This window comes from Micromonospora sp. URMC 105, assembly GCF_051386295.1.
Taxonomy (GTDB): domain Bacteria; phylum Actinomycetota; class Actinomycetes; order Mycobacteriales; family Micromonosporaceae; genus Micromonospora.
In genome coordinates this window covers 164,918-169,718 of sequence record NZ_JBPQTL010000001.1, presented here as the reverse complement: position 1 = coordinate 169,718, position 4,801 = coordinate 164,918, and the positions used below count along the sequence as shown (strand labels likewise).

1 protein-coding gene is annotated in these 4,801 nt (G+C 77.8%); it reads right to left on the bottom strand.

Annotated features, from left to right (window positions below; translation table 11 throughout):
* Nucleotides 1-21: 21 nt before the first annotated feature.
* Nucleotides 22-4,797 carry a type I polyketide synthase gene (locus ACSNN7_RS00565; RefSeq protein WP_436678490.1) on the bottom strand — a complete coding sequence of 1,592 codons (4,776 nt, stop codon included), beginning with the start codon at nucleotides 4,795-4,797 and terminating at the stop codon, nucleotides 22-24.
* Nucleotides 4,798-4,801 lie beyond the last annotated feature (4 nt).

The window sequence follows — 4,801 nt, the reverse complement described above, 5'->3', positions numbered from 1 at the left end:
GCCCGTCCTCACCCCTGTGGGTCAGCGCAACCCGAGTTCGTTGTCGATGAAGTCGAAGATCTCGTCGGCGGTCGCCGCCTCGCCGAGCCGGTCGTCGCCGGTGGCGGTGTCGACCAGGCCGATCAGGGCGCGCAGCCGGGCGGCGAGCGCCGGCCGGTCGGCGTCGTCCGCCGGCAGCGCGGCGAGGGCGGCCTCCACCCGGTCGAGGTCGGCCGCCAGGCCGGTCGCGCCGTCGGTGGCGCCGAGGCCCAGTTCCGTGCCGAGGAACTCCGCCACGGCGGCCGGCGTCGGGTGGTCGAAGACCAGCGTGGCCGGCAGCGCCTGCCCGCTGGCGGCGGTGAGCCGCTGCCGCAGGTCCATCGCGGCGACCGAGTCGAAGCCCAGGTCGGCGAAGGGACGAGTGGGGTCGAGGGCGGCCGGGCTGTCGTAGCCGAGCAGCGCGGCCACCTCGGCGCGGACGGTGTCCAGCAGGGCCCGCGGGCGCTGGGCCGGTGGCAGCGCGGCGAGCCGGTCGGCCAGCCCGCCGGCGCCCGCGGTGGCGTCGCCGGCGATCGCCTCGGCCACCTCGGGCAGCGCGTCGAGCAGCGGCCGGCGGCGGGCCATGGTGTAGACGGGGGCGAACCGCGACCAGTCGAGGTCGGCGACGACGAGGTCCCCGGCGTCGCGCCGGTACGCCTCGGGCAGCACGGTGATCGCCAGCTCGGGTCGCATCGGGGGTGCGCCGAGCCGGCGCATGCCGGCGGCCAGGTCGGCGTCGACCATGCCGCTGTCCCAGGAGCCCCAGGCGATCGCGGCGGCGGCGAGCCCCCGGGCCCGCCGGCGGGCGGCGAGCGCGTCCAGGTAGGCGTTGGCGGCGCCGTAGCCGGCCTGCCCGGCGCTGCCCCAGACGGCGGCGCCGGAGGAGAAGAGCACGAAGGCGTCCAGCTCGGTCTCGGCGAGCAGGTCGTCGAGGTGGGCGGCGCCGGCCACCTTGGCGGCGGCCACGTCGGCGATCTCGGCGAGGGTCAGCTCCCCCACCGGGGCGATGCGCTGCATGGCCCCGGCGGCGTGCACCACGGCGGTCAGCGGCCACCGGGCGGGCAGCCCGTCGAGCAGGTCGCGGAGCTGGTCGCGGTCGGCGACGTCGCACGCGGCGACGGTCACCTCGGTACCGAGGGCGCTGAGCTCGGCGGTCAGCGTGTCCACTCCGGGGGTGTCGATGCCGCGCCGGCCGACCAGCACCAGGTGCTCGGCGCCGGCCCCGGCGAGGGCGCGGGCCACGTGGGCGCCGAGGCCGCCGGTGCCACCGGTGACCAGCACGGTGCCGCGCGGGCGCCACGACGGCGGGGCCACCGGCCGGGCGGCCCGCACCATCCGCCGGGCGCGCACCCCGCCGTCGCGGATGGCCACGTGGTCCTCGCCACCGGTGGCGGTGACCACGGCGCGCAGCCGGCGCAGGGCGGCCGGGTCGGGGAACTCGGGCAGGTCGACCAGCCCGCCCCAGTGCCGGGGCAGGTCGAGGGCGAGGCCGGCCCCGAGACCGTGCACGGCGGCCTGGGCCGGGTCGGCGGACTCGCCCGGGTCGACGGCGACCGCGCCGGTGGTGAGGCACCAGATCGGGGCGTCGAGCTGGGCGTCACCGAGCGCCTGCACCAGTGCCACCGTCCCGGCGAGGCCCCGGGTCAGCGCCGGGTGGCCGGGGTGCGGCCGGTCGTCGAGGGCGAGCAGGGAGAGCACCACCGTGCCGGGGCCGCGCAGGTCGCGCAGCCGGGCGGCCAGGGCGGCCCGGTCGGCGTCGGCCACCGGTACCCGGACCACCTCGCCGCCGTGCTCGACCAAGGTCATGGCGATCATGCCGACCCGCAGGTCGTTGTCGTACCCGTCGGGCACGGCGAGCAGCCAGCGGGCCGGCGCCGGGCCCGGCTCGGGGTCGGCGACGGACTCCCACACCACCCGGTACCGCCAGCCGTCCACCGCGGACCGGTCGGCGTGCCGGCGGCGCAGCGCGGCCAGCGCGGGCAGCACCTGGCCGAGGGCGGCCGGGTCCACCCCCAGGTCGGCGGCGAGGGCGGCGGGGTCGGCGGCGGCGAGGTCGTCGAGGAAGGTCGGGTCGGCGGCGACCGGCTCGGGCGCCTCCCACCAGTACCAGCGGCGCTGGAACTCGTAGGTGGGCAGCTCGACCCGGCGGGCGCCGCGGTGCACGGCCGCCCAGTCGACCGCCGTGCCCCGGGTGTGGGCGCGGGCCACCGCGGTGACCAGCTCCCGCTCCTCGTCGCGGTCCCGGCGCAGCAGCGGTACGAAGACGGCGTCCGCACCTTCGCCGACGCAGTCCGGGCCGGTGGCGGTGAGCGCCGCGTCCGGGCCCAGCTCCAGGAACGTGGTGACGCCCTGCTCGGCGAGCCACCGTACGGCGTGGTGGAAGCGGACGGTGCCGCGCACCTGGCGTACCCAGTGCTCGGGGTCGGCCAGCTCGCCGGTGACCGGCTGCCCGGTGAGGGTGGAGACCACCGGCAGGGTCGGCGCAGCGTACCGCAGCGAGCGGGCGACCTCGGCGAAGTCGGCGAGCACGGGATCCATCAGCGGGCTGTGGAAGGCGTGCGAGACGGCCAGCCGCCGGGTCCGCCGGCCGAGGGAGCGCAACTGCTCGGCGACGGCCAGCGCGGCGGCCTCGACGCCGGAGACCACCACCGCGCGCGGGCCGTTCACCGCAGCGAGGTCGACCCGCTCGTCGAGCAGCGGCCGGACCTCCTCCTCGGTCGCCTCGACGGCGACCATCGCCCCACCGGCGGGCAGCGCCTGCATCAGCCGGCCCCGGGCGGCGACCAGCGCCGCCGCGTCGGGCAGGGTGAGCACGCCGGCGACGTGCGCGGCGGCCAGCTCGCCGATGGAGTGCCCGACCAGGTACGCCGGGCGCACTCCCCAGCCCTCCAGCAGCCGGTACAGCGCCACCTCGAGCGCGAAGAGCGCCGGTTGGGCGTACCCGGTGCCGTTGAGTGGGTCGGCGTCGGCGGCCCACACCACCTCGCGCAGCGGCCGGTCCAGGTGCTCGTCGAGGGCGGCGACGGCGGCGTCGAACGCATCGGCGAAGGCCGGGAAGGCGGCGTGCAGCTGCCGGCCCATGCCGGGGCGCTGGGCGCCCTGGCCGGCGAAGCAGAAGGCGGTCCGGCCGTCGACGCGTACCGTGTCGCGGACCAGGTGCGCGGCGGGCGTGCCGTCGGCGAGCGCGGCCAGTCCGGCGCGGAGCGTGGCGTGGTCCGCGCCGATCACGGCGGCCCGGTGCTCCAGCGCGGCGCGGGTGGTGGCCAGCGAGTACGCCACGTCGGCGAGCGCCTGGTCGGCGTGTTCCTCCAGATGCCCGGCGAGCCGGCGGGCCTGCGCCCGCAGCGCCGCCTCGTCGCGCCCGGAGACCAGCAGTGCCACCGGACGTCCCGGCCGCACGCCGCCGTCGTCCTGGGCCGGGGCGGCCCCGGCGGGTGGCTCCTCGACGATGACGTGGGCGTTGGTGCCGCTGAGCCCGAACGCGGAGACCCCGGCCCGGCGCGGCCGGTCGCCGCGCGGCCAGGGCCGGGCCTCGGTGAGCAGCCGCACGTTGCCGGTGGACCAGTCCACGTTGGGGGTGGGTTCCTTGACGTGCAGGGTCTGCGGCAGGGTGTCGTGCCGCATCGCCTCCAGCATCTTGATGATCCCGCCGACCCCGGCGGCGGCCTGGGCGTGCCCGACGTTGGACTTGAACGAGCCGAGCCAGAGCGGCCGGTCCGCCGGCCGGCCCTGCCCGTACGTGGCGAGCAGCGCCTGCGCCTCGATCGGGTCGCCGAGGGTGGTGCCGGTGCCGTGCGCCTCGACGGCGTCGACCTGGTCGGCGGTGAGCTGCGCGGCGGCCAGCGCGGCCCGGATCACCCGCTGCTGGGCCGGCCCGTTCGGGGCGGAGAGGCCGTTGCTGGCGCCGTCGGAGTTGACCGCGCTGCCCCGCAGCAGCCCGAGCACCGGGTGGCCGTGGCGGCGGGCGTCGGCGAGGCGTTCCAGCAGCAGCAGGCCGATGCCCTCGCCCCAGGCGGTGCCGTCGGCGTCGGAGGAGAAGGACTTGCACCGGCCGTTGGGGGCCAGCCCCCGGTCCTGGCTGAACCCCACGAACGAGTCCGGGGTGGACATCACGGTCACCCCGCCGGCCAGGGCCAGGCCACACTCGCCGGCGCGCAGCGCGTGCGCGGCCAGGTGCACCGAGACCAGCGACGAGGAGCAGGCGGTGTCCACGGTGACCGCCGGCCCCTCCAGGCCCAGCGCGTACGCGACCCGGCCGGAGGCGACGCTGGCCAGGCTGCCGACGCCCTTGGCGGCGTAGTCGTGGTAGACGAGGCCGGCGAAGACGCCGGTGGCGCTGCCCTTGAGCGAGGCGGGGTCGATGCCGGCCCGCTCGACGACCTCCCAGGCGGTCTCCAGCAGCAGCCGCTGCTGCGGGTCGGTCTCCCGCGCCTCGCGAGGGCTGATCGTGAAGAAGTCGGCGTCGAACTCCCCCGCGTCGTGCAGGAACCCGCCGTTGACGCAGTACGTCCGGCCGGGCGTGGCCGGCTCCGGGTCGTACAGGCCGGCGACGTCCCAGCCCCGGTTCTGCGGGAAGCCGCTGATCGCGTCCCCACCGGAGGCGACAAGTTCCCACAGGTCGGCGGGGGTGCGCACCCCGCCGGGGAAGCGGCAGGCCGCCGCCACGATCGCGATCGGTTCGTGCCGGCGCTGCTCGGCCTCGTGCAGCCGCCGCCGGGTCTGCTGGAGGTCCGCCGTGGCGCGCTTGAGGTAGTCGCGCAGCTTGTCGTCGGTCGCCATCGCC